Origin of the sequence: Methylobacterium sp. (genome assembly GCF_028290105.1) — a bacterium.
Taxonomy (GTDB): domain Bacteria; phylum Pseudomonadota; class Alphaproteobacteria; order Rhizobiales; family Beijerinckiaceae; genus Methylobacterium.
In genome coordinates, this window is the sequence record NZ_JAQGKL010000061.1 from 1 (window position 1) to 25,179 (window position 25,179).

A 25,179-nucleotide genomic window follows, 5' to 3' on the forward strand; every position below is an offset into this window, starting at 1 on the left:
GAGCCGGTGTCGAGGATGTTGATCAGGTTCTTCGAGAAGTCCTGACGGTTCTGCACCACCGAGAGGTTGGAGCCGAAGGTCGAAGCCTGGGCGCGAAGCTGGCTGGTCGCCGTCGTGATGGAAGTCAGCGTCTTGTTGATCTCGTCATCCGACTGGAAGCCGCCAGTCACGGAGGTCAGGCCGAGGCCGTCCGAGTCGAGCTTGGAACCCGCAATGCTGAGGCTGGAAGTGCCCGTCTCGTTGAAGGTCACCTTCAGGGAGTTCTCGCTCGGATCATTGCTGCTCCTATAGAGCAGGTTGATGCCGTTGTAGCTGGAGTCCTTGGCCTGCTGGGTGATCTGGTTCAAAATCTCGTTGAACTGCTTGGACAGCGACTGGCGGGTCAGGTTGGTGGAGCCGGTGCTGTCCTTGCCCGTCGAGGTCAGGGCGGTCGCCGGGCCTTGTCCAGCAACGCTGGAAGTCTGAAGACCGAAGCCGACGTCCTTGTTGTTGGCCGCTGTGGTGCCCTGGGCTGCCTGAATGGTCAGCTTCTGGCCGGCACCCGCAGTCGTCGTGTTGATCACGAGCTTGTCGTTCGCGTCGAGGCTGGCCGTGACGTTGCCCGCGAGACCGGTATCGGCGGCGATCTGCTTGTTGATCGAAGCCAAAATTTCAGTCTTGGACGTGGAGGCGGCCGTCGCGCCGGTCGTGTTGTCGAGCTTGATCGTCTTCGCAGGTCCGGTTCCGAGCTGGAGGGTGAAGCTTGCGGTATTCGATCCACTCAGGTCGGTGACGTTCGTCAGGGCGACGTTACCATTGATGACCGCCTTGGCCGATCCATCAGTGGCATCGGAACCGGTCGCCGAGAGACCCGTCACCGCCGAACCGGCGGCACCGGCCACGAACACACCCGTGCCAGCGCCAGTCGTGGCGCCGAAGCCGGTGTCAGCCTGCGTGTTGCCCGTTCCAGGAGCTCTGACAACCACGTTTACCGCCGCACCGGAGCCAAGGTCGCCCGAGGTGAAGACGATCTTGCCAGAAGCGACGCTCGCCGACAGCGACGAACCCGCCGATTTGAGCTGGACATTGTAGGCGTCAGCCAGGTCTGCGGCCGTCGCGGAGGTTCCGATCGCCGTCCCGTCCGCCTTCAACGACGTCGAGTTGACGGAAAGGTCCGAGCTGTTCACGCCATCGCTGACGGTGAGGTACGAACCAGTGGTCGCGGCAAGGGTCACGGTTCCCGAGGCGGTCGTGGCCGTGAAGGTCGCGGCAGTCGGAGCCGTGGCGGACTTGCCGAACCCGAGGTCATAGGTCGCGCTGCTCGCGCCGGATACGGAGAGCTTCTGAGCGGCGCCCGTGCTGGTGGTGGAGAAGTTGAGGCGACCATCGGAACCCACAGAGGCCGAGACCTTGCCCTTGAGTGCCGCATTGCTGCCGATCTGGCTGTTGATGGCCGAAGCGACCTGGTCAACAGACACCTTGGTCAGATCGGTGGCCGAACCCTTCAGGGTTGCGGCATCGAGACGAATAGTGGTCTTGGTTGCGCCGCCATCGAGCGAGATGTCGAGCGAGCCGTCCTTGGCCAGCGAAGAGAAATCCTGGGTACCGTCCGACGTGCCGGCGAGGCCCTGGAAGGAAACGCTTCCGGCGACAGTTGCCGCAGTCGCAGCCTTACCGCTCGAAACGGCACTCTTGTCCGACAGCGCCTGATTGGCGGTGGACTTTGCCGAGTCGACCAGTTTCTGGATCGAGGTGATGCCCTGGTTGGCGGCCTGAATCGTCTGGATGCCGTTCGAGATGCCGTTGAGGAGTGAGCCGAGGTCACCCGAGCGGCCGGTCAGCGACTGCGAGGTGAAGAAGCTCGTCGGATCGTCAAGGGCCGAGTTGACCTTCTTGCCGGTGGAGAGACGGTTTTGGGTCTGGGTCAGAAGATCGGCCGTGCCCTGCAGTGAGAGCAGGTTCTGCCGGGTGGCGGCGGTAAGGGTGATGCCTGAGGACATGGTGATCGATCCATTCTGATCGGAGCGCCTCCGTTTTTGGAGGCGAGTGCAAAAGACCACCCATCCCTTGCAATCGACTTAATGGGCACTGCGAACGAAGACTTGTGGCGTTCGATCAAATGCAACCGAGTTTTCAAAAACTCTTTTCAATCAATCGCTTGAAGATCCGACCCGAAACTAGCCTTCAGGACTTCTTAACCAAGTTCGGCGAACCTGCCCATCAGTCCCGAAACGAGTGCCGTCATGCCCCTCAAGATCGAACTCAAGCCGTTCGAGCGTCTGCTCATCGGCGGGACCGCCATCCGCAACGGCTCGCGTCGGTCGAGCTTCGTCATCGAGACAGTGACGAAGTTTCTGCGCGAGAGCGACATCATCCTCGAGAGCGAGGCCGACACGGCCTGCAAGCGCCTCTACCTGACGCTGACGGTGATGTATCTCGCCGACGTTACGCCCGAGACGGAGGATCTCTTCATCAGCCAGGCCAACGCCCTGATCGCGGCGGCTCCCAGCATGGCGCCCTATCTGCGTGACATTCACGACTTCATTGCGGGGGACGAACTCTACCGCGCGCTGAAGCGCTGCAAGGAGTTGATCCAGTACGAGCAGACGCTGGCCGAGCGGCTGGCACCCCCGGCGAATCCCGAGGCCACCGCGAAGGCGTGACGCGGCGCCTGAGTGAGGCAACGAAAGAGCCCGCCGCTTGGGAAAGCGGCGGGCTCTTTCATCGAGGGCAGCGGGGGGTATTTCCTGCGACGGGGAGCCGGGTTCGCACGACGCGAACGCCCGGGCCCCTACATGCGCAGCCCGGCGGCGATGTTCTGGTTGATGCTGATGAGGGCGGTGAGTTTTTCGGCGCTCGGCTCGATCAGCGTATCGATCATCCGCTTGAACACGAAGGTCGAGAGCTCGGCGATGCTGGTCTTGATCTCGACCGGCAGCGGGCTCTCCGGTGCGGTCGCGGCCCCGGCGATGATGGTCCAGACCTTCTGATTGAAGTTGAGCGCCTCGTTCAGGGCCGGCGCCTGGTTGGCCCAGTCCGCCTGGATCGCCTGGAGGCGGCCGGCCGCCTTGACCAGGACCGCCGCTTCCGCCTCGCGCGGCGACAGCGCGCTCTGTGACACACGGGCGTATGCGCTGGCTCCGTACGACATCGCTCGATCCTCCCTCACGGCCCGGACTCCCGAATCGGGCCGGTGGAGGCGGACCTTATCCATTCGAATGTTAAAGGATCGTAATCCCGAGCTGTGCCGTAATCATGCCGGGAAATGCGACGAGGGAGAGCAGGCGATTCCGCCGATCATGCGGGATGCGCCGGATTCCACCACATGATGAACTTCGTTCTCGGTACGATCGCGGGTGGATTGCTGGTGGGGATCGTCACGATCTCCGCTGTCCGTCAGCCCGCCGTGCAATCCCGGCTCGGGCTGTTCCCCGCCTCGACCGCTCTCATGATGCCGGCGGCCAAAACCACGGAGGCCCCGCCGCGCTCCGATGCCCCGTGCCGGACCACCGCCAGCGTAGGACAGCCCGACATGCTGTTCTCGAAACGCCGGTTCTGGTTCGTTGCCCCGTGAGGCGACGGTCGCCGCTGCTCAGACGCTGCTGATCAGGAACATCACCATCGTGGTCGCGACAGTGGTGCTGAGGAAGCCGCACAGGGCGGCCGCGAAGGACGGTCCGGTGGAGACGCTGCGGCTGGTGATGTCGGCGTCGAAGGTGGCGGTGGTGTTCATCGGAGCTGACCTTGGCGGCGAATCATCGGCCGCGTGTGAGATGAGATTGGATCGAACCGAAGCGAGGCGGCGTGCGGGGCCGCACGCCCTCAATCGCAGCGGTTGACGGCCGTGGCGGCGCGCAGCGCGCGCGACTCGCTGCGCAGGTCGATGGCGACGGTTCCGGCGCCGCAATCCTCGAAGGCGTCGCGGGCATCGGCGTAGCGGTCGCCGATCTCGTCGAGGGTGTCGCAGGCCCGGTCGTGGTTGCCGAGGCGGGCTTCCTGCCGGAACTGGTTGCGCAGGGCGGCGGCCTCTTCGACCTTGCGCTGGGCATCGATGCAGGCAGGCGCCGCAAGCGCCGGAGCGGCGACGCTCAAGGCGAGGCCTACGGCGAGGGTGAGGCGGAGGGTGTGACGCATGGGGACACCTAAGATGGGGACGCTGGGGCCCAAGGGCCGTTGAGCAGACTTCATCGCGCGTTCGAAAGTGTCCGCAAGATCAGGTCATCCCCAATCCGGCGTGCCGAGGATCAGGGGCGATCAGCTTGCGTTCAGGTTCCGGAAACGGCAGGCCCGTCCCTATGGTTCCGCTTTTTCGGGTTCCGCTTTTTCGGGTTTCGCTTTCGTGAGCGCGGCGGCCCTGCGGCGTCGTGAGGCCAGGATCGTGGCGAGGCTGACGGGAGCGGGGCCCTGTGCATCGACCCCGGCATCGTATTGCCGGGGGATCGGCTTCAGCCTGTTGTGCGAGTGCCCATGCAGGTTGAGAGCGCCGCGCCCGATCCCGTTCCAGGTCCGGAAGGCGTAGTGGCAAAGCACGAGGCGGCGCGCATCAACGGTGATCTCGGCGTACTGCGCCACCGAGGCCCATCCCGGCGCCGCCAGGGTCGCCGGGCCGTCGTTGTTGCCGGTGATGAGGTGCTTGGTGCCCCGCAGTGCCGCCAGGATATCGGCGATGCGGGCCGAGGACGGGCCGAGTGCGAAGTCGCCGAGGTGCCAGACCTCGTCCTCGGGTGACACGGTCGCGTTCCAGGCCGCGATGAGCGCCGCGTCGTGCGCGGCGAGATCGGGGTAGGGCCGCTTGTCGATCCGCAGGATGCGCGGATCGCCGAAATGCGTGTCGCTGGTGAACCACACCGCCATGGCCGGCTCTTCCCTCCTGGCCGGCCCCGGGTCAGCGCCCGGGGCTGAAGCGGAGCGGTACGGTGACGGCGAGGCTGCTCAGGCTGATCCCGGCCGGGGCGGCGGGGAGCGACCCGCGCACCGTGGCGAGAGCGGCGCTGTCGATGGCGCCGACGCCGCTGCTGCTCGCCAGCCCCGCGCTGAGGACTTGACCCGAGCGGGACACCGTGAAGCGCACCACCGCGACGCCCCCGCTGGTGCCGGCCGCCGCATTGGCGTTCATGCGGCCGCGAATGGCGGAGCTGAGCATGCCCTGCCAGGCCCGAAGCGCGTTCGGGTCGTTGCCGCCGGCGGCGGCGCCCGCGCTGCTCTGGCGGGAGGCGGAGGCCGAGTTCTGCTGGGCGCGGCCCTCGCTGGCGGCGGCCGACGCCTTGCGGGCAGCCTCCTTGGCGGCCTTGGCCTTGGCCTCCTTGGCGGCCTCGCGCCGGGCCTCGGCGATAGCCTCGCGGCGCTCCTCCTGCTCGGCCTTCAGGCGCGCCTCGCGGTCGGCCTTGCGCTTGGCCTCGCGCTTGGCTTCGAGGATCTTGGCCGGGTCGGGCTTCGGCTTTTCCACCTCCAGGGGCTTCGGGGCCACCGCCGCGGTAGGCGGGGGCGGCGCTAGCGCAGGGGCCTCGGGTGCGGCCGAGGTGATGACCTGATCCTCCGGCGGCGGCTCGGCCACCGCCTCCACCGGCGGGGTCACCGGCGCCTCGGGCGGCTCGGCCATGGTGGTGGCCTCGGGCGCCACGGGGGTCGCGTCCGGCGGCGGCGGGGTGGTTGCCTCGGGCGGTGCCACCTCCGTAGTCTCCACCGGCTTCGTCACCGGGACGGCCTCCGGGGTCTCGACCGGGTTCGCGTCGGGCGGGGCCGGGCTCTGGGCCGCCTGCTCGGCCGGGGCCTGGGTGTCGGCCTCGGTCATCTGTGGCGCGAGATCGATCGTGACGATGTTCTCGCCGGGAGGCGCAGTCGGCGCGGCGCCGAACAGCGCCATGCCGACGAGCGCCGCCGCGTGCAGCGCGAGGGCTACGAGGAACGCATAGGTGAGCCCGGAGGGACCGCGCCGGTCCGGATCGCCGGTCGTTGCCAGGGCCGTGACGGGATGATGGGCGTTCATGGAGTTATCGCGGCGTTCCGCTGGCGGGTGCCGTCGGCACCGCGGGCAGCGCACCGCCGGGGGACTGGGCGATCAGCGAGACCTTGGTGAAGCCCGCCTGGCCCACGAGGCCCATGACCTCCATGATCTTGCCGTAGGGCACGTCGCGGTCGCCGCGCACCAGCATCACCTGGCCGGGGTCCTGCGCCGCCAACGCCCGTAGGCGCGGCAGGATCGTGTCGGGTGCCAGTTCCTCCTTGGCGAGGTAGGGCTTGCCGTCCTTGTCGATGGAGATCTCGAGGGGCTTCTTGGCCTGGGCGACCTTTTGCGCGGTGGTCTTGGGCAGCTGCACCGGCACGCCCGTGGTCATCAGGGGGGCGGCCACCATGAAGATGATCAGCAGCACGAGCATCACGTCCACCATCGGGGTGACGTTGATCTCGGACATCGGCGCCGCGTCGAGGCCTTCCTCGTCATCGCCGCCGCCGGCGCGGATCGAACCCATTGCCATCGTGGAGCGGCCCTCCGGGGCCAGGACGGGCGACCGTGAGGCCGGGCCGCATCAAGTACAGGTTGCTGTCGGAACGCTGGCGCCGGGGAGGCGTGCAGAGCGGTCAGGCGCGGGCGATCATGTGCTGGCGATCACTCGGCGGCGGCCGCGCGGCCATGCACGGCGCGGTCCCGGGCGAGGCGGTTGCCGAGAATGCCGATAGAGGAGATGAAGCTCGACTGGACCCGGCCCACATCGTTGATGAGCTTGTTGTAGGCCATCACCGCCGGGATCGCGACGATGAGGCCGATCGCGGTGGCAAACAGCGCCTCGGCGATGCCGGGCGCCACCACGGCGAGCGAGGTGTCCTGGCTCTTCGCGATGGACGTGAAGGAATTCATGATGCCCCAGACGGTGCCGAACAGGCCGATGAACGGCGCCGTGGAGCCAGAGGTGGCGAGCAACGGCAGGCCGGTCTGAAGGCGCTTGATCCGGACGGTGAGGGCCGCCCGCATGGCGCGCTCGATGCGGTCCCGGCGCTCGGCGCGGGTCTCGGTGGCATCCTGGTCGCGCCAGGCCTCGACGGCCGCCCCGGTGATCTGCGCGTCGATGCCGCCGCCGGAAGATTCGAGCGCCCCGCCGGAGCGCACCAGCGCGTCGAAGGTCCTGGCCTGGCGCTTGGCCGCCGCGATCCGCACGATCTTCTCGAACACCACGGTCCAGCACGCGATCGAGGCGACCACGAGCAGGATCATCACGCCCTTCACGATCGGGTCGGCCTGAAGGAACAGGCCGATGAAGGAGAAGTCGTGGGCGACGTCGGCCGGCGCGGAGGTCGGATCCATGGCGGTCTCTTTCGGGTGGCGGTTGCGTGCGGAGGGTTGCGGGTTCGAGTGCGCCGGTCAGCGTACGAAGGGCGTTGCGGTCTTACTCTCGGGTTCGATGCGGGCGAGACAGTTCTCCCGGGTCGCGTCGCCGCCTTCGCAGGCGATGACGTCATTCAGGAGGACGCGCCCGATCTTCGGGCAGGCGAGGGCGGGGAAGTCGAACAATCGGACCATCGTCTTGCGGTCCGGCACCGGGCCGAGTTCCACCGCGAGGCGTTTCTGGGCGACGCCCTCGGTGTCGAAGGCGAACAGATCGACCTTCAGCGATTTCAGCGCCGGGCCACGGCTGTTGTCCACCAGCAGGTAAGTCCGGCAGGCCTCGCCGGCCGGCTCCAGGCGGTTGAGTTCGAGCTTGAGGGCAGGGCCCTGGATGGCTTCGGCGGGAGCCTTGTTCTCCTGCGCGAGGGCGGTGCCGCCAAGCCCGGCCAGGAGACAGAGGCCAACGATGCCCGTCGCGACGCGGAGGGTCCCGCAAGCCATGGAGCCCCGATCCGATCCGGCCGTCCGGGCTTCGTTCGTCCGCAAAAGCTGTTCCCCGACCACGCCGTGCACTCCACGCCTGTTGCTGTCACCGTTGGCGACGCTTTGGGGCGTCGCCGCGCGCTTGCCGCGAATCGGGCTCGATCCGCGCCATGGCACGCGGTCCGAACACCACGATCGCGATGGCGCATCATGCGCGGTCGGCATATCCGAGGTGGGCGCCGCAGATCAAGCGCGGCACCGAATATCAGAGGAATTCCAAACTGTTACTCGGAGCGCCGGTGCGGCTCAGCTTGCGCCCTGCCGGATGTGCCCGGAGGAATGTGCCGAATACTCCCGCCTGGGCAGCGGCGAATGGACCGTAGGCTCGCAGGCGGCCAGCCGAGGCATGGCCGGACCCTTGATGCGCCCCGGCCGCGCCTCCATATCGCTGAGACCGGCGGGGAACCGCTGGAAGGGGTGCTGCCAAGGTGGGCCCCGATCACCGAAGTGCCTCGACTTTTCGGACTGGGCTTCGCTGGAAGGACATGCGTTCGTGACGACTCGGCCCTCTCCGTTTGGACACCCGTTCCTTCTCGGCTTCGACGAAATTGAGCAGGCACTCGACCGGGTGTCGAAGGCGGCCAACGATGGCTATCCGCCCTACAATATCGAGCGGCTGGCGCGGACCGAGAACGAGCCGGAGCGCCTGCGCATCACCCTCGCTGTGGCGGGTTTCACCCGCGACCAGCTCGACGTGATGCTGGAGGAGAGCCAGCTCGTGGTGCGTGGGCGTCAGATCGACGACAAGTCGCGCCAGTTCCTCCATCGTGGCATCGCCGCGCGCCAGTTCCAGCGGGCGTTCCTGCTCGCGGACGGCATGGAGGTGATGGGCGCCGACCTTTCGAACGGCCTGCTCTCCATCGACCTGACCCGGCCCGAGCCGGACCGGATCGTGCGCAAGATCGCCATCGCGTCCCGCGACGAGGCATGAGTCCAAGGAACCCTGAGGCTCAAGCTTTCGCGTCTTTTCCCTTCGCCGGGAGCAGGTTCCGGCGCACCGCTCTGCCACCAGGAGGGCAGTCCATGACCGACTTCAGCTCCAACCCGATCACGCAGGCCGATCTCGACCCCGCGGAGTTCAACGCCGCCGATCTCGCCGCCCTCGGCGAAGGGCACATCGCCTACGTGCGTGCCATTCGCTCGGACGAGGTGAAGCGGATCTTTCCGCAGGCGCCGGACCTGACGCCCGGCCTCGACCTGTTCGCGCTGCTCTCCGCCAGCGGCGCGCCGATCCTGCTCGCGGATTCCCGCGACGCGATCGTGGCCAACGCGGTGGCCAACGACCTTCACACGGTCAGCCTCCACTGACATCTTCGATCGGGGTTTCGGGGGCCGCAAGACAGCATTGCTGACCACCCTACGGATGCCGGCCTGATCCGCTCAGACCGGCATTTTCGTTGCGATCTCATCCACCGCCGAGATCTCATCCACCGCCGAGAGCAGCCGCGCCAGATCCTGAGGGCGCGACAGGCGGTGGTCGCCATCCGCGATCAGGGTGAGGATGGTGCCGGCCTTGGGAAGCCGCTCCAGGGCCTTCAGGGCGTGGGTGTAGGGCACGTCGGGGTCGTCCATGCCTTGCAGGATGTGCACCGGGCAGCCCGGCTCGATCGGAGCGTCGAGGAGGTTGTGCGTCCGCCCGTCCGCGATGAGGTCGCGGGTGATGGGCACTGGGTTCGGATCGTACTGGCTCGGCCGCATCCAGGCGCCCTCGCGCTCGATCGTCTCCCGGATTTCCGGCGTGAAGCGCGCCCACATCAGGCTGTCGGTGAAATCGAGGGCCGGTGCAATCAGCACCAGGGCCGATGGCGCGGGTGCCCCTTCGCGCGCCAGTGCCCGGGCGACCAGACAGGCGATCCAGCCCCCCATCGACGAGCCGACCAGGATCGGGCGCTCCGGCGCATGCGCGGCGATGACCGCGCGCGCGTCGGCGAGCCAGGTCGAGATCGTCGCGTCGGCGAAGCGCCCGCTCGATTCGCCGTGTCCGGTGTAGTCGAACCGCACCAGGGCGCGGCCGTGCTCCCGGGCCCATTCGTCGAGGGCCAGCGCCTTCGTGGCGCCCATGTCGGAGCGGAAGCCCCCGAGCCAGACCAGAGGCGGGCCTTCGCCCGACCGCAGGCGGACCGCGATCCGGCGCGACTCCGCTCCGCTGCCGACCTCCATGAAGGTCGGCGCCTCGCCCTCGACCGCAGCCATTCCGTCACCCCCGCGTCGCGATGCATCGAACTGTCGGCGTCGGATTCGCATTTCGTTTACCCGTCCGTAAAGTGCGGCGTTCAAGCTCACGGCCATGACCCACACGCAAGATGGACATCGCGACGATCGGGACGGCGACCCGGTCCTCGGCCTTCGGCTGACGGCCGACCGGGGCCGTGCGTCATGACCGGCGAGGCACGCGGCGGCTTTCCGAGCGAGCGGGCGCCGCTGTCCGGCGCCACCATCCTGCAGATCATCCCGGAACTCGATGCGGGCGGCGCCGAGCGCACCACCGTCGATATCGCCGCCGCCCTGGCCGCGGCCGGCGCGCGGGCGCTGGTGGCCACCGAGGGCGGGCGCCTGATCGGCGAACTGCAGGCCAAGGGCGGAATCTGGCTGCCCTTCCCGGCGGGCTCCAAGAACCCCCTGGCGATGGCGCTGAATGTCGGACGCCTGGCGCGCCTGTGCCGGCGCGAGGGCGTGCAGATCGTCCATGCCCGGTCGCGCGCTCCCGCCTGGGTGGCGCTGGGAGCCGCCCGCCGGCTCAAGCTGCCCTTCGTCACTACCTACCACGGCAGCTATTCGGGCCGGACCGGCGTGAAGGTGCTGTACAATTCCGTGATGGCGCGCGGCGACGTGGTCATCGCCAATTCCCACTACACCGCCGACCTGATCCGCACCCTGCATCCCGATCAGGCGGGCGACCGGGTCCGGGTCATCCATCGCGGCACCGATCTCGGCCTGTTCACCCCGGGCGCGGTCCAGCCGGCCCGGGTCGAGGCCCTGCGCCGGGCCTGGGGCGTCGCGCCGCATGAGCGCGTTGTGCTGCTGGCTGCCCGGCTCACAGGCTGGAAAGGTCAACGCGTCCTGATCGAGGCGGCGGCGCTGATGCGGGACCGGGGCGTCAACGATGTCGCCATCGTGCTCGCGGGCGATCCGCAGGGCAGGGTCGCCTACGAGCGGGAACTCGACGCGCTCATCGCCGCGCGCGGGCTGCAGGACATCGTCCACCGGGTCGGGCATTGCTCCGACATGCCGGCGGCATTTCGCGCGGCCTCCGTCGTCGCGGTGCCCTCCGTGGAGCCCGAGGCCTTCGGGCGGTCGGCGGTCGAGGCGCAGGCACTGGGCACACCGGTCGTGGTCTCCGACCTCGGCGCCGTGCCAGAGACCGTACTCGCACCGCCGGACGTGCCCGCCTCCCAGCGCACGGGCTGGCGCGTGCCGCCAGGCGATGCCGTGGCCCTGGCCCATGCATTGACGGAAGCCCTGTCCCTCGGAGCCAGCGCCCGGGACGCCATGACCCGGCGCGGGCGGGCGCATGTGGAGGCCCATTTCTCCCTCGAAGGAATGGTCGGCGACACCCTGAGCGTCTATGCCGAGCTCATCGCGAGCCGGGGAGCTCGCGCCCGAACCTGACGCCACGCCCGGCTGCGTCGAATGAACCTAACTCCATCGTCCGTGTTGACTTGGGCGAGAGTTCAGCCAAGGTGTCGCACCGAATTTCGAGAGCGATGGGTGGCCAGGATCGACCTCGGGTGGGGTTTGGGTTCATGGGCTGCCGTTTCGTCGTTTCATCAGGAGATCAAAGCCATTCGTAGACCAATGAGAGCTATGCCGGCCCCGCAGAAGGACGGGCCGCGCGCCAACCGGGACATCCGTGGCGTTCGCGAAGTGCAGCTCATCGACGACACCGGGCAGAACCGTGGCGTCGTCGCCTTCTTCGACGCCATCGCGCTGGCCGAGGAGGCGGGGCTCGACCTCGTCGAGATCGCTCCGAACTCCGTTCCTCCCGTCTGCAAGCTTCTCGATTACGGCCGCTTCCGCTTCAACGAGCAGAAGAAGCAGAACGAAGCGCGCAAGAAGCAGAAGACGGTCGAGGTGAAGGAGATCAAGCTCCGGCCCGGCATCGACAAGCACGATTACGACACCAAGATGAAGGCCGTGATCCGGTTCTTCGAGGAGGGCGACAAGGTCAAGGTGACCCTGCGCTTCCGTGGCCGCGAGATGGCCCACCAGGATATCGGCCTGCGCCTGCTCGAGCGGGTGAAGAACGAGACCCAGGAAATCGCCAAGGTCGAGAGCGAGCCGATGCTCGAAGGCCGCCAGATGATCATGATCCTGGCGCCGCGCTGAGCGCTCACGATCGCATCGCTTGACGGTGCATGACGCCGCCTTCCCTGGGAGGGCGGCGTTTTTTGTTTTTCGTCATGGATACACGACCGGGTCGAACGGTCGCGAAGGCAGCCGCTGTTTGGACGCCTGATATGGCGCCGCTTGATTTGTACGAAGCCCAGCCTGCTCCGACGCCTTTGGGTGTCGTCGCCCGTGACGAAGTGCCGTTATCCATCGGGTTGTCGATTTCATCGGGAGGTCTGTGACGCTGCGAGATTCCCAGAGTGTTGTGACGGACCTTCTGGTGGTACCGAGGTCCCGAGACCGATATTCTGTTGCGGGCCTTTCTGACCCGAGAATGCCGTTCCATGCAAAAGATTGAAATCTTTGGCCGTCTGAGGCCGTAAATTCGATATTTACTGAATATTAAGGATATTTCTTCACGTTCTCTCAATCACTCCACAAGGCGAGCCGGAGGCTGGCATGGCGAAGCTGGAAATGCCTCTGTCGGGTTCGGACATCCTGGCCGCTGGCCGGCGGCTGCAGCAGGCGCGCATTCGAGCCATCAGCGAAAACATCGCCAACGCGAATTCGACTGCCAGCGTCAGAGGGGGCGATCCCTATCGCCGGAAGATCGCCGTGTTCGAGCCGGTCGGTTCCGATGGGCCTGAGAAGCCGGTCGCGCGGATCGTGCGGGACGCCACCGACTTTCGCGTACAGTATGATCCGAACAACCTCGCCGCGGATGCACGCGGCAACGTCAAGCTTCCGAACGTCAATGTGGCGACGGAAAGCGCCGATCTGCAGGTAGCGATCCGCTCCTATCAGACGAACTTGAGCGCCATGGCATCTCTGGACTCCGTGCAGAAAGCGACTGCGGATTTACTCAGGTAATCCTGAGCTTGATGGTCCTTCGAGGTGGTCGAATGTCGTCGCGCCGCCGCGGCCCCTGACGCTTGCGACAGCCTTTCCGCCTTGGGGTGCCGCAGCCCGTCACGCTTTCGGTCTGCCTCACAGGCACCCCATCACCGCGATGGGTGTCGAGGTTGGTCCGGCCGGATGCCGGTGCCGCGTTGCACCTGCCTTGGAGAGCGGCGGCAGCGGCCTCCGGACGAGACACACCGAAGCGATCGCCCCTCACCCACGACACCGCCCGGACAGAATCCAGCCTCGGCCGGCGCCGAGAGCCGGCCGAGTGCCCTCACCGAACCCCACGCTTCACTTCAGGAGCGAGATCTGCACGTCGCCCGTGCGGCGCAGGACGTTCAAGGTGACGTCGTCACCGTAGCGCTGCAGGCGCAGATCGACGCGCGAGGTGCCGAGCTTCAGGTTGAAGATCGAGACGCCGTCGAGGAAGGGCGGCAGGGTCGGATTGCGGAAGCGCACCCGGTTGCGGTCGTGGTCGATCTCCAGGCCCAGGCACGCCGCCAGGAAGGCGAAGGGAGCGGCCGCTGCCCAGGCCTGCGGCGAGCAGGCCACCGGGTAGGAGACGGGCCCGCGCTGGTGCCGCCGCATGAAGCCGCAGAACAATTCGGGTAGCCGCTTCTGGTCCTGGTAGAGGGCCGTCTCGAACATGCCCTGGAAGATCCGCGAGGCCTCCGGCTTCAGGTCGTAGCGCGCCAGCCCGAGTGCGATCAGGGCGTTGTCGTGCGGCCAGATCGAGCCGTTGTGGTACGACATCGGGTTGTAGCGGGCTTCGCCGCGCGCGATCGTACGTACGCCCCAGCCGTTGAAGCCGTCCTTCGACAGCAGATTGGCGGCGACGCTCGCCGCACGCGCCGGCAGGGCGATGCCGGTGAAGAGCGCGTGCCCCGCGTTGGAGGAACGCACGGCGCATTGGCGCTTCTCGCCATCCAGCGCCAGGGCATAGGTGCCGATTTCATCGCACCAGAACGCCTTGTCGAAGTTTTCGCGAAGCGCCGTTGCTTCGTCACCGAGGCGCTTGGCGAGGTCGTCGTGTCCGAGCAGCGTGGCGAGCTTCGCCGCCCCGTTCTTGGCCGCGTAGACGTAGCCCTGCACCTCGCAAAGCGCGATTGGCCCCTTGGCGAGATTGCCGTCGGTGTGGAAGATCGAGTCGTGGCTGTCCTTCCAGCCCTGGTTCTCCAGGCCCTTGTCGGTGTCGCGGGCGTATTCCACGAAGCCGTCGCCGTCCCGGTCGCCGTAGGTGTTCATCCAGTCGAGCGCGAGTTCGAGCGCCGGCCAGATCGCCGCGATGGTGTCCCGGTCGCCGGTGACGGCGTAGTATTCCCAGGCCAGCATCACGAAGAGCGGCGTGCCGTCGATGGTGCCGTAATAGTGCCGGAAGGGCACCTCGCCGAGCATCGCCATCTCGCCGCGCCGGGTCTCGTGCAGCACCTTGCCGGGCTGGGCGTCGGCGGCGGGGTCCACCGCCTTGGCCTGGGTCGAGGCGAGGTAGCGCAGGACGCCCTTGCCGAAATTCGGGTCGATCCAGAGCGCCATCATCGCCGTGATGATGCCGTCGCGCCCGAACACCGTGGAGTACCAGGGGATGCCGGCGAACGGATAGATGCCCTCCGGCGTCCGGGTCGCCAGCATGTAGAGATCGGCGGTGGCGCGGCATGCGGCCTCGTTGAACTGGTCGTTCGAGGAGATGATCGTGGTGATGCCGGCAGTGAGCTGGCGCAGGTCCCGCCGGGTGTCGCGATAGGCGCGGGCGAAGATCACGCCCTCGGCCAGACCCTTCGGATGGCGCGCGGAGGCCGTGCTACCCGCGGCCTGCGACAGGCCGGCGGCGGCATCCTCGCCGACACGCTCGGCAGCGGGGGCGCTGGTGAAGGCACGGTGCGATTCGAAGACCACGCGCAGGAACAGCGAGGCTCGCCCGCCCGGCGGCAGGGAGACCACAAACTCGGCCCGGCCCGGCTCGATGTGCTTCGGCGTCGGGCCGAAATGCAGGCTCGTGGTGCGCACCACCTCATCGAGACCGGCGTAGCGGAACTGCACCTCGGACGGGCTCGCCACCTGCACGCTGCGCTTGCCACGCACCGGCCGGTCCATGCCGCGCACCTCGAAGAGGTCCCGGAAATCGGCGTCGAAGGTGACCGCGACCTTCAAGGTGCGGTGGCGCGAATCGTAGTTGCGCAGGCCGATCCGGTCGTAGCAGGCCCCGCGGAACAGGAACTTGGTGCGCTCGATGGCGATCAGCTCACGCGGGATCGTGGTCTCGTCATGCGCGTCCATGCGGATGTCGGGCGTCGTCATGTCGACGCTGAGGGCGCCGTTGTCGTCCTGCATTACCGAGGAGAGCAGCAGCGGGCGCTGGTCCTCGATGGTGACGTGCATGCGCGAGAGATAGCGCGTGTCCTGAAAATACAGGCCCTCGGGGCCGGGCAGCACGCCAATGTCGCCGTAGCTGTCGAGGACCGCGAACGACTCGCCGTATTTCAGCGAACGGAGGGGACGCTCCACCAGGGAGGTCTGCGCCTCGATATGGTACTGCGGCAGAACTTCGTCGGCATCCTGGAAGCCTGCGGGGATCCGCGTCTCGTTCGCGGGCTCGGAGGTCGCCGTGAGGGTGTCCGCTGCCATGCCTGCGCGTCTCCGGAATGTGGGGTCGAATCAAAAGGGCCACCGGTCGCAAGGTGCGGCGCGGCAGCCCTCAGAGGCGGAGCGAGTACGGCTATCTTACGGCGCCAGCCCGATCAACGGCACCGAGCAAAATCGGTGCCGGAATTCGCCCGGCAACGGCGGGTCAGGCCGGCATTGCCGCGACGGAGATCGAGGGCATCGAGGAGCCGTTGAGTTCACCGTAATGCGTGGAGAAGGCGCCGGCATGAGGCAGCTTGATCACGTCGGCCGAACCAGCGAGCAGCCGCTGGTAGGCGGTGACGTACTTGCGGACCATGCACTCGGCGGTGAACTGCGATTCGAAGTGCTTGCGCACCCCGGCACGGCTCATGGACTTCACCGTATGGACGGCGGCGATCGCGTCATCCATCGAGTCGCACAGCACGCCCGAGACGCCGTCGGCGATGACCTCGGGCACGGAGCCGTTGCGGAAGGCGATCACCGGGGTACCGGCCGACATCGCCTCGATCATGACGAGACCGAAGGGCTCCGGCCAGTCGATCGGGAAGGCGAGCGCCAGGGCGTTGCCGAGGAAATCCTTTTTCTGCTCCTCGTTGATCTCGCCAATGAACTCGACGAGTGGGTGGTGGATCATCGGCTCGATGACCTCGTCCCAGTAATCCTGGTCCGCCTTGTCGACCTTGGCGGCGATCTTGAGCTTCACGCCCGAACGGATCGCCATCTCGATGGCGCGATCGGGCCGCTTCTCCGGCGAAATGCGCCCGAGGAAGGCGAGATAGCCGCCCTTGGCCTCGGGGTAGAACGGGCAGTTCTGCGCCGGCAGGCCATGATGGATGGTCGAGAGCCAGTTCACGTTCTCAGGCATCGGATCACGTTGGTTGTCGGAGATCGACACCAGAGGCATGCCCGTGAAGGTCCGGTAGACCGGCATGAAATCCGGCACGTCCAGACGGCCGTGCATCGTCGTGAGGCACTTGTGGTTCAAGTCCTCGAACATCGGATACTGCAGCAGGTCGATGTGGAAGTGCAGGACGTCGAATTCGTGCGCCCGCTTATGCACGTGGTGCAGCATCGCGAGGTGGCTCGCGGTGTGGTCGCGATAGCCCAGCAGGCGCAGGCCCTCGGGGGTGCAGGCCGCCAGCTTCGCCGAGGTCTCCGAATCGCCGCTCGCAAACAGCGTGACGTCGTGGCCCTGGCGGACGAGTTCTTCCGTGATCCAGGACACCACGCGCTCGGTGCCGCCGTAGAACTTCGGAGGTACCGCCTCCGAGAGCGGAGCAATCTGAGCAATGCGCACGAAGCGTCTCCTGTGAGGTCGAATGTTGCGCCGACCTAACGCCACACGGCCTGAGTGGGACATGAACGAAACAGACGGCCAAGGTTATGGTTCCCCGGTTGCATCGACCGCCAGTCCCCGCTGACAGATCGTCCGGGATGTCCCCGATATCCTCGTGTCGCGGCCTCGTCGGCATGCCCGCCTAGCCTGCGAAGGTGATTGCAAGAAACCGGCCGCATCCCCTGCGCGCATCCGTCGTGTTGTGGAGAACGGGATAGGAACTACCTGAGGAGCATGCCGGAAATTGTGCGACGCATGATGCCCTTGTTTCACTCCGGGGGGTCGTCTAAGCCTCGCGCCTGCGCAGCCTGGCATTGGAGCAATTCCATGTGGCCGTCGGCGCCCGAGGCGTTGCGAGCGCCCGCGAACCCAAGAGGTCCCGCATGACCGGCCTGATGGCGGATTACCTGCCCCTCATCGTCTTCATCGGCGTGTCGGTGTTCATTGCCGCAGCGCTTCTCGTGGCGCCGTTCCTTGTCGCCTATAACAGCCCCGATCCCGAAAAGCTGTCGGCCTACGAGTGCGGCTTCAACGCCTTCGATGACGCGCGCATGAAGTTCGACGTGCGATTCTACCTCGTCGCGATCCTGTTCATCATCTTCGACCTCGAGGTCGCGTTCCTGTTTCCGTGGGCGATCACCTTCGGAGAGCTCGGATGGTTCGGCATGTGGTCGATGATGGCCTTCCTTGGCGTTCTGACCGTCGGATTCGTCTACGAGTGGCGCAAGGGCGCTCTCGAATGGGACTAGCGCTCCCGAAGCGCTCGTCCTCGCAAGTCCGTCCGTCCGAAGCCTGATCCCGAGAAACCGATGGCCTTCAGCCCCGACCTCTCCCGCGCACCGGCGATCGCGCCGGCCCCCAAAGGGATCATCGATCCCAATACGGGCCTGCCGGTTGGCGCCAACGACCCGACGTTCCTGTCGATCAACAGCGAGCTTGCGGATCGCGGCTTCCTGGTCACCTCGACGGACGATCTCATCAACTGGGCCCGAACGGGCTCGTTGATGTGGATGACGTTCGGCCTCGCCTGTTGCGCCGTCGAGATGATGCAGATGTCGATGCCCCGCTACGATTGCGAGCGCTTCGGCTTCGCGCCCCGCGGCAGCCCGCGCCAGTCCGACGTGATGATCGTGGCGGGCACCCTCACCAACAAGATGGCGCCGGCCCTGCGCAAGGTCTACGACCAGATGCCCGAGCCGCGCTATGTCATTTCCATGGGCTCGTGCGCTAACGGCGGCGGCTACTACCACTACTCCTACTCGGTGGTTCGTGGCTGCGACCGGGTCGTGCCGGTGGACATCTACGTTCCGGGCTGCCCGCCGACCGCCGAAGCGCTGCTCTACGGCGTGCTCCTGCTCCAGAAGAAGATCCGCCGCACCGGCACGATCGAGCGCTAGGACAGGGGCCCGGCATGACCAACGGCATCAGCATCCTCGCCCACACGGCGCCCGACTTCAGCGCGGCCGCCCTGGAGCGCCTCGGCGAGCATGTCGCCGGTGCGCTTGGCCCCGCGATCGTCTCGCGCAGCATCGCGTTCGGCGAACTGACCCTCGTGGTGCAGGCCAGCGACATCGTATACGCACTGACCTACCTGCGCGATGATCCGGCCTGTGCCTTCCGCTGCTTCATCGACATCTGCGGCGCCGACTATCCGGCCCGGGCGCTGCGCTTCGACGTGGTCTACCATCTGCTCTCGCTGCGCCATAACACCCGCATCCGCGTGAAGGTGCAGACCGACGAGCAGACGCCCGTGCCCTCCGTGATCGAGGTGTTTCCGGCGGCGAACTGGTTCGAGCGCGAGACCTACGACCTCTACGGCATCCTGTTCTCCGGGCATCCGGACCTGCGCCGGCTGCTCACCGATTACGGATTCGAGGGGCATCCGCTGCGCAAGGATTTCCCGCTGACCGGCTTCGTCGAAGTCCGCTACGACCAGGACGAGGCCCGGGTGGTCTACGAGCCGGTCAAGCTGACCCAGGAATTCAGGAACTTCGACTTCCTGTCGCCGTGGGAGGGCACCGAGTACGTGCTCCCCGGCGACGAGAAGACGTCTCAGTGAGCGGCGGAGCGAGGCCATGACCGAGCACAACATCCGCAACTTCGCGATCAACTTCGGGCCACAGCATCCGGCGGCGCACGGAGTGCTGCGCCTCGTGCTGGAACTCGACGGCGAGATCGTCGAGCGGGTCGATCCGCATATCGGACTGCTCCATCGCGGCACCGAGAAACTGATCGAACACAAGACCTACCTGCAGGCGACGCCCTATTTCGACCGGCTCGACTACGTCTCGCCAATGAACCAGGAGCACGCCTTCTGCCTCGGCATCGAGAAGCTGCTGGGGCTCGCCGTGCCACGTCGCGCCCAGCTCATCCGCGTGCTGTTCTGCGAGATCGGCCGCATCCTCTCGCATCTTCTCAACGTCACCACGCAGGCGATGGACGTCGGTGCGCTGACGCCGCCCCTGTGGGGCTTCGAGGAGCGCGAGAAGCTGATGATCTTCTACGAGCGCGCGAGCGGCGCGCGCCTCCACGCCAACTACTTCCGGCCCGGCGGCGTCCACCAGGATCTGCCGCCCGCCCTGATCGACGACATCGAGGCGTTCTGCGATCCCTTTCTGCAGGTGGTCGACGACCTCGACAACCTCGTCATGGGCAACCGCATCTTCAAGCAGCGCAACGTCGACATCGGCATCGTCACGGTGGACGAAGCCATGGCCTGGGGCTTCTCGGGCGTGATGGTGCGCGGCTCCGGCATCCCGTGGGACCTGCGCAAATCACAGCCCTACGAGTGCTACGAGGAGATGGAGTTCGACATCCCCGTGGGGAAGAACGGCGACACCTACGATCGCCAAGTCATCCGCATGGAAGAGATGCGGGAATCCGTGAAGATCATGAAGCAGTGCTGCGCCAAGCTGCGCGAGCCTGCCGGCCAGGGGCCGATCGCCGCCACCGACGGCAAGATCGCCCCGCCGTCGCGGCGCGAGATGAAGCGCTCGATGGAAGCGCTGATCCACCACTTCAATCTCTACACCGAAGGCTTCCACGTGCCGGCCGGCGAGGTCTACGCGGCGGTCGAGGCACCCAAGGGCGAATTCGGCGTCTATCTCGTCTCCGACGGCACCAACAAGCCCTACCGCTGCAAGATCCGCGCTCCGGGCTTCGCCCACCTGCAAGCGATGGACTGGATGTGCCGCGGGCACATGCTGGCCGACGTGTCCTGCGTGCTGGGCACGCTGGACATCGTGTTCGGCGAAGTGGACCGGTGAGGATCAAGGTTCAGAACTGATGGCCAACCGCAGACTCGCCCCCGCCGCAGCGCAGCCCCAGACCTTCGCGTTCTCGCCGGAGAACGCCGAATGGGCACAGGGCCAGATCGAGAAGTACCCGGAGGGGCGCCAGGCCTCCGCCGTGATCCCGCTCCTGTGGAAGGCGCAGGAGCAGAACGGCGGCTGGCTGCCGCGCGCGGCCATCGAGGCGGTGGCCGACGAACTCGGCATGCCGCATATCCGCGTGCTCGAAGTCGCGACCTTCTACACGATGTTCGCGCTCGAACCGGTGGGTCGGTTCTGGATCCAGCTCTGCGGCACGGTGCCGTGCGATTCCTGCGGCGCGCGCGAACTCAAGGATTACCTGCAGCGCCGCCTCGGCGCCCCGGGCCATGTCAGCGCCGACGGCAACTTTTCCTGGCTCGAGGTCGAGTGCCTGGGGGCGTGCTGCAACGCGCCGATGGCGCAGATCAACCAGGATTACTATGAGGACCTGACGCCGGATCTCCTCGGCACGCTGATGGACGATCTCGCCGCCGGGCGCCCGGTCAAGGTCGGCTCGCAGGTCGGGCGCACCTCGTCCGAGCCGCTGGGTGGTGCCGAAACCTTGACCGACGCGACCCTGTTCGACGGGTCGCGGGTCGGCGCCTGGCGCAAGCGCTTCGAGGAGAAGGACGCCGAGGACGGCAGCGAAGCCGGCCGGGCGGAAGCCGCGAGTTCCGAGCAGCGCGCGGCCGTCGAGCCGAAGCCCGCCCGTCCCGATGCCGGCCGCGCGGTCGGCACCGCCGCCACGGACGCCCCCGCCCAGCGCAGTGCCGGCGGCGAGACGCCGGTGAAGTCCGGCGACACGACCGCCGCCACGGAATCGACGGTGCAGCCGAACCGGCCCGCGCACGCCGCGTCCGAGGCCATCGCGAAGGCCGAGGCCGCGGGTTCCGAGGCGGGGACGCAATCCGCGCTGCCGCGCAACGCACCGCCGCCGCAGCCTGCAACATCCGGCGCCAGCGTTGACGCTGATGCACCCGCCGCCCCCACGAAGGGGAACTGACATGCTCGCCGATCGCGATCGCATCTTCACGAACCTCTACGGCCTGCACTCGCCGGGCCTCGAGGCCGCGCGCCGGCGCGGCGCGTGGGACGGCACCAAGTTTTTCCTCGGCAAGGGGATCGACTGGATCATCGAGGAGATGAAATCCTCGGGGCTGCGCGGCCGCGGCGGCGCCGGTTTCCCGACCGGGCTCAAGTGGTCCTTCATGCCGAAGCAGTCGGACGGGCGTCCGCACTACCTCGTCGTGAATGCCGACGAGTCGGAGCAGGGCACCTGCAATGACCGGGAGATCATGCGGCACGATCCGCATCTCCTGATCGAAGGCTGCATGATCGCGTCCTTCGCGATGCGGGCGCATGCCTGCTACATCTACGTGCGCGGGGAATACATCGCCGAGCGGATCGCGCTGCAGCGCGCGGTGGACGAGGCCTATGCGGCCCGGCTGATCGGCAAGGACAACATCCACGGCTACCCGTTCGATCTCTACGTCCACCATGGCGCCGGCGCGTATATCTGCGGGGAAGAGACGGCGCTGCTGGAGAGCCTCGAGGGCAAAAAGGGCATGCCGCGGCTGAAGCCGCCATTCCCGGCCAATATGGGCCTTTATGGCTGCCCGACGACGGTGAACAACGTCGAGTCGATCGCGGTCGCGGGCACCATCCTGCGGCGCGGCGGCGCCTGGTTCGCCGGGCTCGGCACCAAGAACAACACCGGCACGAAGCTCTTCTGCGTCTCGGGGCACGTCAACAAGCCGTGCAACGTCGAGGAGGAGATTGGCATCCCGGTCCGCGAGCTCATCGACCGCCATTGCGGCGGCATGCGGGGCGGCTGGGACAACCTGCTCTGCTCGATCCCGGGCGGCTCGTCGGTGCCGCTGGTCCCGGCCGAGCAGATCATCGACGCGCCGATGGATTTCGACACGCTGCGGAACCTGAAGTCGGGCCTCGGCACGGCGGCCGTGATCGTGCTCGACAAGTCGACCGACATCGTGCGCGCGATCGCCCGCATCTCGTATTTCTACAAGCACGAGAGCTGCGGCCAGTGCACGCCGTGCCGTGAGGGCACGGGCTGGATGTGGCGCGTGCTGTCGCGCATGGCCGAGGGCCGGGCGCAGAAGCGCGAGATCGACATGCTGCTCGAGGTGACGACCCAGATCGAGGGCCACACGATCTGCGCACTCGGCGATGCGGCGGCCTGGCCGATCCAGGGCCTCATCCGGCACTTCCGCGGCGAGATCGAAAAGCGCATCGACCTCTATTCCAACAACCCCCATTCCGAGCCTGTGCTCATGGCCGCGGAGTGACGGACAGATAAGATGACAAAGATCGTCGTCGACGGGACCGAGGTTGACGTTCCGCCGGAATACACGCTGCTCCAGGCGTGCGAGCTGGCGGGCGCCGAGATTCCGCGCTTCTGCTTTCACGAGCGGCTGTCCATCGCGGGCAATTGCCGGATGTGCCTCGTCGAGCTGAAGGGCGCGCCGAAGCCGGTGGCCTCCTGCGCCTGGGGCGTGCGCGATTGCCGGCCGGGCCCGAACGGCGAGCCGCCGACCGTGCTGACCAAGTCGCCGCTGGTGAAGAAGGCGCGCGAGGGGGTGATGGAGTTCCTCCTCATCAACCACCCGCTCGATTGCCCGATCTGCGACCAGGGCGGCGAATGCGACCTCCAGGACCAGGCGATGGCCTATGGGGTCGACACCTCGCGCTTCCACGAAAACAAGCGCGCGGTGCACGACAAGTACATCGGGCCGCTGGTCAAAACCTCGATGAACCGCTGCATCCATTGCACGCGGTGCATCCGCTTCGTGGCCGAGGTCGCCGGCGTGCCGGATCTCGGCGCGACCGGCCGCGGCGAGGACATGGAGATCACGACCTATCTCGAACACGCGATGGGCTCGGAGCTGCAGGCGAACGTCGCCGATCTCTGCCCCGTCGGCGCGCTGACGCATAAGCCGCAGGCCTTCAACGTGCGGCCGTGGGAGCTGGCCAAGACGCCGTCCGTCGACGTGATGGACGCCGTCGGCTCGAACATCCGGGTCGACGCTCGCGGCAAGGAGGTCATGCGCGTCCTCCCCCGCGTGAACGAGGACATCAACGAGGAGTGGATCTCCGACAAGACGCGCCAGCACGTGGACGGCCTCCGCCTGCAGCGCCTCGATCGTCCCTTCCTGCGCGAGAACGGCCGCCTGCGCCCGGCCTCGTGGAACGAGGCGTTCGCGGCCATCGCGGCGCGCGTTAAGGCGGCGGATCCGAGCCGCATCGGGGCGATCGCGGGCGATCTCGCCGGCGTCGAGGAGATGTTCGCCCTCAAGCTGCTGCTCGAGAGCCTGGGCTCAAAGAACCTCGATTGCCGGCAGGACGGATCGGTTCTCACCCCCGCCCACGGGCGCGGCTCGTACCTGTTCAACCCGACCATCGCGGGCATCGACGATGCCGACGCGATCCTGATCATCGGGTCGAATCCGCGCCTCGAGGCGGCGATCATCAACCAGCGCATCCGCAAGCGCTGGCGGACCTCGCCGCTGCCGATCGCCGTGATCGGCCCGCAGGCTGACCTGACCTATCCCTACGCGTATCTCGGCGCCGGGCCGGACACCCTGGTCGAGCTCGTCGGCGGGCGGCACAGCTTTAATGACGTGCTGTCCAAGGCCGAGCGGCCGCTGATCATCCTCGGCGCGGGCGCGACCGCCCGGTCCGACGGCGCCGCGATCCTGGCCGCTGCCGCGCAGCTCGCCGGGGCCATCGGGGCCGTGAAGGACGGCTGGAACGGCCTCGCGGTTCTGCACACCGCCGCCGCGCGCGTCGGTGGGCTCGACCTCGGCTTCGTGCCGGGGGAGGGCGGCCTCGCCGCCCCGGCCATGGTGGCCGCGGGCAGCCTCGACGTGCTGTTCAACCTCGGCGCGGACGAGATCGACATCGCGCCCGGCGCCTTTGTGATCTACCAGGGCACGCATGGCGACCGCGGCGCGCATCGCGCCGACGTGATCCTGCCGGGCGCTGCCTACAGCGAGAAATCGGCCACCTTCGTGAACACGGAAGGTCGCGTGCAGATGACCAACCGCGCCGTGTTCCCGCCGGGCGACGCCCGCGAGGACTGGGCGATCCTGCGCGCGCTTTCGGACGTGCTCGGCAAGCGCCTGCCGTTCGACAGCCTCCCCGCGTTGCGGCGGGCGCTGTACGGCCAGCATCCGCATCTAGCCCGGGTCGAGCAGGTCGCTCCGGCAGAGGGCGCCCCGGCGCTGAGGCAGCTCGCCGCTCTCGGCGGCTGGCCGGGGCGCGAGCCGTTCGGGCCCGTGATCCGGGACTTCTATCTCACGAACCCCATCGCCCGCGCCTCGCGGGTCATGGCCGAATGCTCGGCCCTGCTCGGTGCGCCCTCGGCGCTCCAGGCGGCCGAGTAGGATCGCCTCATGAGCGCCACCGACATCCTCCTGACGGTCCTGCTGATCGCGCTGAAGAGCGTCGTCCTTCTGGTCGCGCTGCTCGTCTTCATCGCGTTCGCGCTCTACGCCGACCGCAAGATCTGGGCGGCCGTGCAGCTTCGCCGCGGCCCAAACGTCGTCGGCCCCTTCGGCCTGCTGCAGAGCTTCGCCGACCTGACCAAGTTCTTCTTCAAGGAGCCGGTCATCCCGGCTTCCGCGAACAAGGGCATCTTCCTGCTCGCGCCCTTCGTGTTCGCGACGGTTTCGCTCGCGGCCTGGGCCGTGATCCCGCTGGACGCCGGCTGGGCCATCGCCGACATCAATGTCGGCGTCCTCTACCTGTTCGCGGTCTCCTCGCTCGGCGTCTACGGCGTCATCATGGGCGGCTGGGCCTCGAACTCGAAATACCCC

General features: G+C 67.3%; 27 protein-coding genes. 15 read left to right on the forward strand and 12 right to left on the reverse strand.

The window, feature by feature from the left end; translation table 11 throughout:
* The coding region (locus JWQ05_RS04490) for a hypothetical protein (RefSeq protein WP_299655113.1) at window positions 1-1,979 on the reverse strand (1,979 nt) is incomplete at its 3' end.
* A 243-nt stretch (window positions 1,980-2,222) separates the two neighbouring features.
* On the opposite strand from JWQ05_RS04490, the gene JWQ05_RS04495 reads away from it, so the two are divergent.
* Window positions 2,223-2,642, forward strand: a complete 420-nt coding sequence (locus JWQ05_RS04495) for a flagellar biosynthesis repressor FlbT (protein WP_299655115.1) — start codon at window positions 2,223-2,225, stop codon at window positions 2,640-2,642.
* A 128-nt stretch (window positions 2,643-2,770) separates the two neighbouring features.
* On the opposite strand, the gene flaF is transcribed toward JWQ05_RS04495, so the two are convergent.
* Window positions 2,771-3,130: a flagellar biosynthesis regulator FlaF gene (gene flaF, locus JWQ05_RS04500; protein ID WP_299655118.1), complete on the reverse strand. Its 360-nt coding sequence runs from the start codon at window positions 3,128-3,130 to the stop codon at window positions 2,771-2,773.
* Window positions 3,131-3,304: 174 nt separating this feature from the next.
* On the opposite strand from flaF, the gene JWQ05_RS04505 reads away from it, so the two are divergent.
* Window positions 3,305-3,553, forward strand: coding sequence for a hypothetical protein (locus JWQ05_RS04505; protein WP_299655121.1), 249 nt, complete (start codon window positions 3,305-3,307; stop codon window positions 3,551-3,553).
* Window positions 3,554-3,571: 18 nt separating this feature from the next.
* On the opposite strand, the gene JWQ05_RS04510 is transcribed toward JWQ05_RS04505, so the two are convergent.
* The 7 genes from JWQ05_RS04510 to JWQ05_RS04540 all read right to left on the reverse strand — a co-directional run bounded on the left by JWQ05_RS04510 (window position 3,572) and on the right by JWQ05_RS04540 (window position 7,801).
* Complete coding sequence (locus tag JWQ05_RS04510; RefSeq protein WP_299655124.1) at window positions 3,572-3,712, reverse strand: hypothetical protein; 141 nt, start codon at window positions 3,710-3,712, stop codon at window positions 3,572-3,574.
* A gap of 89 nt (window positions 3,713-3,801) precedes the next feature.
* Complete coding sequence (locus JWQ05_RS04515) at window positions 3,802-4,113, reverse strand: hypothetical protein (RefSeq protein ID WP_299655127.1); 312 nt, start codon at window positions 4,111-4,113, stop codon at window positions 3,802-3,804.
* 159 nt (window positions 4,114-4,272) lie between these two features.
* Window positions 4,273-4,833, reverse strand: coding sequence for a metallophosphoesterase family protein (locus JWQ05_RS04520; protein ID WP_299655130.1), 561 nt, complete (start codon window positions 4,831-4,833; stop codon window positions 4,273-4,275).
* A 31-nt stretch (window positions 4,834-4,864) separates the two neighbouring features.
* Window positions 4,865-5,965, reverse strand: coding sequence for an energy transducer TonB (locus JWQ05_RS04525; RefSeq protein ID WP_299655133.1), 1,101 nt, complete (start codon window positions 5,963-5,965; stop codon window positions 4,865-4,867).
* A gap of 4 nt (window positions 5,966-5,969) precedes the next feature.
* Entirely contained in the window at window positions 5,970-6,455 is a 486-nt protein-coding gene (tolR, locus tag JWQ05_RS04530; RefSeq protein ID WP_299655136.1) for a protein TolR, read from the reverse strand.
* A 131-nt stretch (window positions 6,456-6,586) separates the two neighbouring features.
* On the reverse strand, window positions 6,587-7,279 hold the full coding sequence (locus JWQ05_RS04535; protein WP_299655139.1) for a MotA/TolQ/ExbB proton channel family protein: 693 nt from the start codon (window positions 7,277-7,279) through the stop codon (window positions 6,587-6,589).
* 57 nt (window positions 7,280-7,336) lie between these two features.
* Window positions 7,337-7,801, reverse strand: coding sequence for a Tat pathway signal protein (locus tag JWQ05_RS04540; RefSeq protein WP_299655142.1), 465 nt, complete (start codon window positions 7,799-7,801; stop codon window positions 7,337-7,339).
* Window positions 7,802-8,336: 535 nt separating this feature from the next.
* Between JWQ05_RS04540 and JWQ05_RS04545 the strand changes: the two genes are divergently transcribed.
* Together JWQ05_RS04545 and JWQ05_RS04550 are read left to right on the forward strand one after the other, a co-directional pair.
* Complete coding sequence (locus tag JWQ05_RS04545) at window positions 8,337-8,774, forward strand: Hsp20 family protein (protein ID WP_243913663.1); 438 nt, start codon at window positions 8,337-8,339, stop codon at window positions 8,772-8,774.
* 92 nt (window positions 8,775-8,866) lie between these two features.
* Window positions 8,867-9,151: a DUF1150 domain-containing protein gene (locus JWQ05_RS04550; protein ID WP_299655145.1), complete on the forward strand. Its 285-nt coding sequence runs from the start codon at window positions 8,867-8,869 to the stop codon at window positions 9,149-9,151.
* A 72-nt stretch (window positions 9,152-9,223) separates the two neighbouring features.
* On the opposite strand, the gene JWQ05_RS04555 is transcribed toward JWQ05_RS04550, so the two are convergent.
* Entirely contained in the window at window positions 9,224-10,036 is an 813-nt protein-coding gene (locus tag JWQ05_RS04555) for an alpha/beta hydrolase (RefSeq protein ID WP_299655148.1), read from the reverse strand.
* Window positions 10,037-10,219: 183 nt separating this feature from the next.
* On the opposite strand from JWQ05_RS04555, the gene JWQ05_RS04560 reads away from it, so the two are divergent.
* The 3 genes from JWQ05_RS04560 to flgC all read left to right on the forward strand — a co-directional run bounded on the left by JWQ05_RS04560 (window position 10,220) and on the right by flgC (window position 13,042).
* Window positions 10,220-11,452 carry a glycosyltransferase family 4 protein gene (locus tag JWQ05_RS04560; RefSeq protein WP_299655151.1) on the forward strand — a complete coding sequence of 411 codons (1,233 nt, stop codon included), beginning with the start codon at window positions 10,220-10,222 and terminating at the stop codon, window positions 11,450-11,452.
* Between the two features lie 195 nt (window positions 11,453-11,647).
* On the forward strand, window positions 11,648-12,169 hold the full coding sequence (infC, locus tag JWQ05_RS04565) for a translation initiation factor IF-3 (RefSeq protein WP_244476923.1): 522 nt from the start codon (window positions 11,648-11,650) through the stop codon (window positions 12,167-12,169).
* Between the two features lie 462 nt (window positions 12,170-12,631).
* Window positions 12,632-13,042, forward strand: coding sequence for a flagellar basal body rod protein FlgC (gene flgC / locus JWQ05_RS04570; RefSeq protein ID WP_299655159.1), 411 nt, complete (start codon window positions 12,632-12,634; stop codon window positions 13,040-13,042).
* Window positions 13,043-13,366: 324 nt separating this feature from the next.
* Here flgC and JWQ05_RS04575 read toward each other — a convergent pair whose 3' ends face one another.
* Both JWQ05_RS04575 and JWQ05_RS04580 read right to left on the reverse strand, forming a co-directional pair.
* The gene (locus JWQ05_RS04575; RefSeq protein WP_299655162.1) at window positions 13,367-15,697 is read right to left on the reverse strand and encodes a glycogen debranching N-terminal domain-containing protein; all 2,331 of its coding nucleotides are present in this window, start codon (window positions 15,695-15,697) and stop codon (window positions 13,367-13,369) included.
* A 163-nt stretch (window positions 15,698-15,860) separates the two neighbouring features.
* A complete protein-coding gene (locus JWQ05_RS04580) occupies window positions 15,861-16,994 on the reverse strand; it encodes a glycosyltransferase family 4 protein (RefSeq protein WP_299655165.1) in 1,134 nt (377 codons plus the stop codon).
* Between the two features lie 422 nt (window positions 16,995-17,416).
* On the opposite strand from JWQ05_RS04580, the gene JWQ05_RS04585 reads away from it, so the two are divergent.
* From JWQ05_RS04585 to JWQ05_RS04620, 8 genes are all read left to right on the forward strand, one after another.
* A complete protein-coding gene (locus JWQ05_RS04585) occupies window positions 17,417-17,782 on the forward strand; it encodes an NADH-quinone oxidoreductase subunit A (protein ID WP_299655169.1) in 366 nt (121 codons plus the stop codon).
* 60 nt (window positions 17,783-17,842) lie between these two features.
* Window positions 17,843-18,430 carry an NADH-quinone oxidoreductase subunit B family protein gene (locus JWQ05_RS04590; protein ID WP_238280751.1) on the forward strand — a complete coding sequence of 196 codons (588 nt, stop codon included), beginning with the start codon at window positions 17,843-17,845 and terminating at the stop codon, window positions 18,428-18,430.
* A gap of 14 nt (window positions 18,431-18,444) precedes the next feature.
* Window positions 18,445-19,092: an NADH-quinone oxidoreductase subunit C gene (locus JWQ05_RS04595; protein WP_299655174.1), complete on the forward strand. Its 648-nt coding sequence runs from the start codon at window positions 18,445-18,447 to the stop codon at window positions 19,090-19,092.
* Window positions 19,093-19,108: 16 nt separating this feature from the next.
* Window positions 19,109-20,299, forward strand: a complete 1,191-nt coding sequence (locus tag JWQ05_RS04600; protein WP_299655176.1) for an NADH-quinone oxidoreductase subunit D — start codon at window positions 19,109-19,111, stop codon at window positions 20,297-20,299.
* 19 nt (window positions 20,300-20,318) lie between these two features.
* Complete coding sequence (gene nuoE, locus JWQ05_RS04605; protein ID WP_299655179.1) at window positions 20,319-21,347, forward strand: NADH-quinone oxidoreductase subunit NuoE; 1,029 nt, start codon at window positions 20,319-20,321, stop codon at window positions 21,345-21,347.
* Window position 21,348: 1 nt separating this feature from the next.
* Entirely contained in the window at window positions 21,349-22,650 is a 1,302-nt protein-coding gene (gene nuoF / locus JWQ05_RS04610) for an NADH-quinone oxidoreductase subunit NuoF (protein WP_299655182.1), read from the forward strand.
* Between the two features lie 12 nt (window positions 22,651-22,662).
* The gene (gene nuoG, locus JWQ05_RS04615) at window positions 22,663-24,747 is read left to right on the forward strand and encodes an NADH-quinone oxidoreductase subunit NuoG (RefSeq protein ID WP_299655185.1); all 2,085 of its coding nucleotides are present in this window, start codon (window positions 22,663-22,665) and stop codon (window positions 24,745-24,747) included.
* Between the two features lie 9 nt (window positions 24,748-24,756).
* Window positions 24,757-25,179 (forward strand): NADH-quinone oxidoreductase subunit H (locus JWQ05_RS04620; RefSeq protein WP_299655188.1); only part of this gene is annotated, 423 nt, incomplete at its 3' end.